General features: G+C 49.0%; 4 protein-coding genes. All 4 read left to right on the top strand.

The genetic code is table 11. The features are described from left to right. Nucleotides 1-597 precede the first annotated feature (597 nt). Nucleotides 598-4,317, top strand: a complete 3,720-nt coding sequence (locus QUB04_RS32020; RefSeq protein WP_333290694.1) for a response regulator — start codon at nucleotides 598-600, stop codon at nucleotides 4,315-4,317. Beyond that, nucleotides 4,310-4,684 (top strand): response regulator, encoded by a 375-nt coding sequence (locus tag QUB04_RS32015; RefSeq protein WP_333143834.1) that lies wholly within the window; start codon nucleotides 4,310-4,312, stop codon nucleotides 4,682-4,684. Before QUB04_RS32020 ends, QUB04_RS32015 begins: the two co-directional genes overlap by 8 nt. After that, nucleotides 4,681-5,739 carry an adenylate/guanylate cyclase domain-containing protein gene (locus QUB04_RS32010; RefSeq protein WP_333290693.1) on the top strand — a complete coding sequence of 353 codons (1,059 nt, stop codon included), beginning with the start codon at nucleotides 4,681-4,683 and terminating at the stop codon, nucleotides 5,737-5,739. Before QUB04_RS32015 ends, QUB04_RS32010 begins: the two co-directional genes overlap by 4 nt. A gap of 84 nt (nucleotides 5,740-5,823) precedes the next feature. Further along, on the top strand, nucleotides 5,824-6,342 hold the full coding sequence (locus QUB04_RS32005) for a Ycf51 family protein (protein ID WP_333143832.1): 519 nt from the start codon (nucleotides 5,824-5,826) through the stop codon (nucleotides 6,340-6,342). Nucleotides 6,343-6,427 lie beyond the last annotated feature (85 nt).

Here is a 6,427-nt window from a genome sequence, read left to right as displayed (position 1 = left end):
TTTGGGCGAAACGGTGTTCCGTTGATTTAATGATGTGCCTCTGTGTTAGTTGCATTTGAGACTTGCGTTTTTTGGGCGATGCGTATTCCTTGTTCAACACTCACAACAATATAATACCATTATTGTTTATAATTGCTTATAAACTAAATGAAGTTTTACAATACTCCGAACAGTTTTTCTCTGGCCCAATGGCTGATTCTCGCTTGACTTTGCTCGACTGTGGATAATTAAATCAATGTCGGCTCCACGCCGGGATTGCATTTAATTCGACTTTTTTATGCTCCTTGCCCCGCGTAACCTTATAGTATCGTTACCAAAACTTTCCTGAGTATTGACTCGATCGGATGATATTATTATTTTTGAGCGTGCTGCCGACATTCAGAAGATTGGTTTGTACACAACCCTTAAAAGTTATGAGAATTAATATAATTAGCCGAGTTGGAAAGATTTTGGAGAGCCGAGATGATCCCTCGGCTTCTCAATAAAACCTGTTAGAGATTTCGCTCGCGTACTTGTCCCCTAACCGTATACCTACCTATATATATTATTAATTAAAAAGATATACTGTAGAAAGTTGCCTACAAAGCGCCAGAAAATATGCACCCCCACCTCCAGCGCCAACTCGAACAGCTCGGTTTAGTCGGCGAGTCTCCCCCTCCCACTGCTGAGCAGTGGCAGCTTTTATTAGAGCAGGTAAGTTGTAGCTATGACAAAGTTCAGAGTCAGCAAGAACTTCAGCAGCAGGATTGCTTGAACTCGGAGACGGTGCCGTTAAAGGATTTAACCCACTCGCCGCAGTCCCCTCAAGACTCTCCAACAGCTTCAGAATTCGATCGACTGCGGGCGAGTGTCAACACTTTGGGGGCGGGATTGTGTATCCTTGACGCGAAGGGCTGTGTAATCTCGGTGAATCCAGAGGCCGAACGCTTGCTGGGGTGGCGAGAGTCGGAACTTGCAGGCGTTTCCCTGCTAGAGCGCATCGGGAAGCAAAAGGAAGGCCACAAATCCCAAGTTTTGACGGAGCCGAAACAGTCGCCCAGCAAGAGTGAAGATAGGCCGATCGCACCTACACTAGATTTACAACAGGCGATCGCTTCCCGTCAACCTTGCAACAACTGGGACGACGAGTTTTTGTGTCGCGACGGCAAGATTTTACCAGTTTCCTATTTTTTCCATCCCGCAGTTGAGGGCAGCGAAATATCAGTCTTGGTGTTTTTTGACCTTTTTGACATTAGAGAACACAAGCAATCGCTCTCGATACTGCAAGCAGTTCTAAAATCTACAGATGCAGGAATTCTGGCCGTTGACATCAACGGCAATGTATGCAATTATAATCAGAAATTTCTAGAGCTGTGGGGTTTGTCCGCCAGCCAAGGAAAGTTGAGCCGATCGACCTTCGGCCCAGTCAAAAACACGATCGAAACAGGATTCCCATTCGACAGGGAACAATTAAAAGACCCGCAAGGATTTCTCCAAAACGTGATCAAAGTGTCGGCAGATTCAGATACTCAAATCAGCGAATTATTAGAATTTAAAGACGGAAAAATTCTGGAATTAAATTCCTTGCCATCAACAGTCGGAGCGAAAACAGTCGGTAGAGTCTGGAGCTTTCGAGACGTTACCGAACTCAAAAAAGTAGAACAATCTTTGCAGTATCGAATAGAATTCGCTCAGTTGATTGCCCGTTTGTCAACCGATTTTATCAGCAAGCCCTTATCAGAAATAGATAAAAGCATCGATCGCACTCTAGAAGCGATCGCCAGTTTGATGGGGTTTGACCGCAGTTACATCTACCTGTTATCATTCGACAAAACCCGCGCCGACAAAACCTACGAGTGGTGCGGCGAAGGCATTCCGGCAGTCAAAAACAGCACCGACAAACCAATAGACATCGCACAAATCCCTTGGATTGCAGAAAAGCTCGATCGCGCCGAATGCCTTTATATTCCAGAAATCGGCGAACTGCCGCCCTCAGCAATCGCCGAAATTGCCTATTTTCTAGGTCAAAATCCAGCCCAATTCCAGACAGACATCCCATCCCAAACAGTCAATCAAACCGCAATCGCCTCAATACCTTCGATTGGCGCTTCCCTCAATAATTTAGAATCCCAAAAACCGCTAAAAAATAGCCAATCACTGATAATTATTCCCATAATTTCGAGTAAAAACCTAGTAGGAATTCTCGGATTCGATGGCTTAAAGCAAACAGCAGGTCGAGCAACCGAAATATCCACACAGCTAAAAATGGTAGGAGAAATGCTCGCCAATGCCCTAGAGCGCAAGCGAGCAGAAGCAGCCTTGAGACAATCCGAAACAAAATACCGCAGCATCTTTGAAAACGCAGTCGAAGGCATATTCCAGACCACCCCAGACGGGCGCTACCTCAGCGGCAATCGCGCACTAGCCGAGATTTACGGCTACGAATCCTGTGCCCAAATGCTAGCCGAACTCACAGATATCAACCGCCAACTTTACGTAGACCCGAATCGGCGCGCCGAGTTTATGGCCCTATTGGGCGCGCGCCGCCAAGTGTCAAAATTTGAATCCCAAATATACCGCCCAGACGGTAGCACGATCTGGATTTCTGAAAACGCGCGCAGCATCTGCGACGAAAACGGCAGCGTTTTGTACTACGAAGGCACAGTCCAAGACATCACAGATCGCAAACAGGCAGAATCCGCCTTGCAGTCGGCCCTAGAAGCAGCAGAATCAGCCAACCGGGCAAAAAGCACATTTCTCGCCAACATGAGCCACGAACTTCGCACACCGCTCAATGCCATCATCGGCTACAGCGAAATGCTCCAAGAAGAAGCCGAAGAATTGGGCGATGAAGCTTTCGTCCCTGACCTCGAAAAAATCTGCAGCGCGGGCAAACACCTGCTGTCGATGATCGACGACATCCTAGATATCTCTAAAATTGAAGCAGGTCGAATGGATCTCTACTTAGAAACCTTCGACATCCATACCTTAATTGAAAGTGCTGTTGCCACGGCCAGGCCGCTGGTTGAGAAAAACGGTAATACCCTAGAAGTGTACTGTCCAGACAACCTCGACACCATGCACGCGGACATGACCAAAGTGCGGCAAGTGCTGCTTAACTTGCTCAGCAACGCTGCCAAATTCACACAAAACGGGAGAATTGCGATCGGAGTGGAAAGAATTAAAAATGAACAATTAAAAATGAAAAATCAAGAGGAATCTTCCGAAATTTTAATTTCCAACTCCGAATTTTTAAGTTTCCGCGTCGCCGACACCGGCATCGGCATGACACAAGAGCAATTGGAGCGAGTTTTCCAACCTTTCACCCAAGCTGATGCCTCGACTACCCGCGAGTACGGTGGCACCGGTTTGGGACTAGCAATCAGCCAGCGCTTCTGTCAGATGATGGGTGGCAGCATTGAGGTCAGCAGCACCTCGGGCTCCGGCACCACTTTCACCGTGCTCTTGCCCAGCGCCATCAAACAGCCGGAAATCCCCAACAATGTCCACGACAGCACTAGCCCTCCCGACGCCCCCGCTGTCGGCACGGTGCTGGTAGTTGATGACGACCCGATATCGCGGGATTTAATCCAGCGCACCCTCAGTCGCCAAGGACTGCACGTAGAAGTCGCAGGCGGCGGCGAGCAAGCTCTCCGGCTCGCTAAGCAACTACGGCCAGACGCCATTACCCTGGATGTGATCATGCCCGGAATGGACGGCTGGGCGGTACTCTCAGCGCTGAAGGCAGATCCTGAGCTTGCCGAAATTCCCGTAATCCTGCTATCCTTTGTGGGCAACAAAAGCCTCGGCTTTGCATTGGGTGCCTCGGACTACCTCACCAAACCAGTGGACGGCAAACGGCTGGCTGCCTTGTTGAACAAGTACCGACGCGACCAAGACGACGTTGCAAGTAACAATTTGACCTGTCAGATTCTAATTGTGGAAGACGACGTTGCCACGCGCGAAATACTGCGATGCGTACTAGAAACACAAGGCTGGGCAGTAACGGAGGCTGACAGCGGACGCGCTGCTCTCGATCGGCTAAAAGTTGCTCGCCCGCACCTGATATTACTGGATTTGATGTTGCCAGAAATGGATGGTTTTGAGTTGATCGGGGAAATTCGCAAATCCCATTCGGGAGATCCTATACCGATTGTTGTACTCACGGGGAAAAACTTGACACCGGCCGAAAGCCAGCAGCTAAACGGCTACGTCGAGCGGGTACTACAAAAAGGAGTCTACAGTTGCGATACTTTGTTGCGCGATGTTCGCTCTATAGTAAATGACAGGCTCGATCGCAGGTACGACTCGAAAGGCAAGGAGAACACCAATGGCTAAAATCCTGTTGGTCGAAGATAACGAAATGAACAGAGATATGCTTTCCCGGCGTCTGGCCCGCAAGGGACACGAGGTCTTTATTGCTGTTGACGGTGCTGAGGGAGTGTCGATGGCGCTCGCGAAAGTACCGGATTTGATTCTGATGGATATGAGTCTGCCAGTGCTCGACGGGTGGCAAGCAACGCAGCAAATTAAGGCGGCTTCTGAAACTAGCACGATTCCGGTGATTGCGCTGACGGCTCACGCAATGGCGGGCGATCGTGAAAAGTGTATTGCCGCCGGCTGCGACGACTACGACACCAAACCGGTCGAGTTTCCTCGACTTTTGGGTAAGATTGAACTGCTTCTAAAAAAGGCTATGACATGAAAGGTGACGAGGGCAGCGTGCTGGTTGTTGACGACAATGAGGTAAACCGCGATTTGCTGGCCCGCCGACTTCAGCGTCAAGGCCACGTGGTGACTGTTGCTGAAGATGGTCTGCAAGCTCTGGAAATGTTGCGAAGCGATCCTTTTGATTTAGTTCTCCTCGACATTATGATGCCGCAAATGAACGGCTATCAGGTGCTGGAAAATCTGAAGGCGGACGAGAAGTTGCGCCATATCCCGGTGATTATGATTTCGGCGGTGGACGATATCGACAGTATCGTCCGGTGTATAGAGTTGGGGGCGGAGGATTATCTTTCTAAACCATTCAATCCGGTATTGCTCAAGGCTCGGATTAGCGCTTGTCTGGAAAAGAAGCGACTGCGGGATAAGGAACAGGCGTATTTACATGAATTGGCTCAGGAAAAGGAAAAGTCCGAGCGTTTGCTGTTAAATATTTTACCGAGGGCGATCGCGCAGCGCCTGAAACACGGGGAAATTACGATCGCAGACAGTTTCGCTGAGGTAACAGTGATGTTTGCCGATTTGGTCGGTTTTACTAAGCTTTCGGCTCATTTATCGCCGGCCCAATTGGTAGAGTTGCTCAACGAGATTTTTTCGGCTTTTGACGAGTTGGCCGAGCGCTACGGACTTGAGAAAATTAAGACGATCGGCGATGCTTATATGGTGGTTGGCGGTTTGCCGACGCCCAGCGACGACCACGCCGAGTCGATCGCGGAAATGGCGCTGGAAATTCAAGCAGCAATGACTAAGATTCGTACCAAGGGAGGTCAGCCGCTCAGCATTCGCATCGGCATCCACACAGGCCCGGTAGAAGCTGGGGTAATCGGTACTAAAAAATTTACTTACGATTTGTGGGGAGATACGGTAAATACAGCTTCCCGGATGGAATCTCAAGGCGTCCCCGGCAGCATTCAGGTGACAGTTGCTACCTACGAGCGCTTGCGGGGTAAGTACGTTTTTGAGGAGCGCGGCATCATTCCAGTGAAGGGGAAAGGCGATATGATGACTTATCTGCTTGTGGCCCGAAACGCTTAATTAATCATTGGGCATTGGGCATCGGGTATCGGTAACTAATATCCACAGTCAACAGTCAACAGTCAACAGTCAACAAATCATCAAATGAGCGTAAATTCTAATCTCTTAATGTACGCCCAATGGGCGGGAATTCTGACAGTAGCTTTGGCTATTTTAACAGTTATAGCATTTATCTTCAAATGGGGTTTTCGCTTCCGATTGGTAGGAGTGACAAGCTTTATGGGAGTAATTGCTGCGAGTATATTTGGTCTCGGTTTGGGACTATTTTCCCGTACAGAAATTCCGGGTGCGGTGCGCTATTCTTTAGTTTACGATACTGGCGGCGCTCAAACAGTAGTTACTGTGCCACCTACGATCACGGAATCGGAATTAGAAGCAACGATGCAGCAAGCGGCTGCGGACTTGTACTCTCCAGGGCGCTCTGGGCGCGGCAGAGACTACATGACAATCCGGGTTCGTACAGTGGTACATCCTGAACCTGGGCTGTCGCAGCCGCTGTTTTTGGGCGAGGTGAGGCGATCGCTCGCGACTCGATATGATGAGAAAATGGCGATCGAAATCTTCCCGGAAAAAGTTGCTATTCTGAAAAAATATCAAGCCTGATAAATCCTGTAGATACTGTCTTGAACTGTCAAGGGGTAGCAAGTAAATAATTGGGGTCGAAAGGCTTTTGGGACTTTAAAATACC

This window comes from Microcoleus sp. D2_18a_B4 (assembly GCF_036702475.1).
GTDB lineage: Bacteria > Cyanobacteriota > Cyanobacteriia > Cyanobacteriales > Microcoleaceae > Microcoleus.
The sequence above is the reverse complement of the archived record's forward strand: the minus strand, read 5'-3'. Positions and strand labels throughout refer to the sequence as shown.

Excerpts from the sequence above, each read along its gene's own strand:
- QUB04_RS32020 (WP_333290694.1), top strand. The coding sequence starts at position 598 with ATGCACCCCCACCTCCAGCGCCAACTCGAACAGCTCGGTTTAGTCGGC.
- QUB04_RS32015 (WP_333143834.1), top strand. The coding sequence starts at position 4,310 with ATGGCTAAAATCCTGTTGGTCGAAGATAACGAAATGAACAGAGATATG.
- QUB04_RS32010 (WP_333290693.1), top strand. The coding sequence starts at position 4,681 with ATGAAAGGTGACGAGGGCAGCGTGCTGGTTGTTGACGACAATGAGGTA.
- QUB04_RS32005 (WP_333143832.1), top strand. The coding sequence starts at position 5,824 with ATGAGCGTAAATTCTAATCTCTTAATGTACGCCCAATGGGCGGGAATT.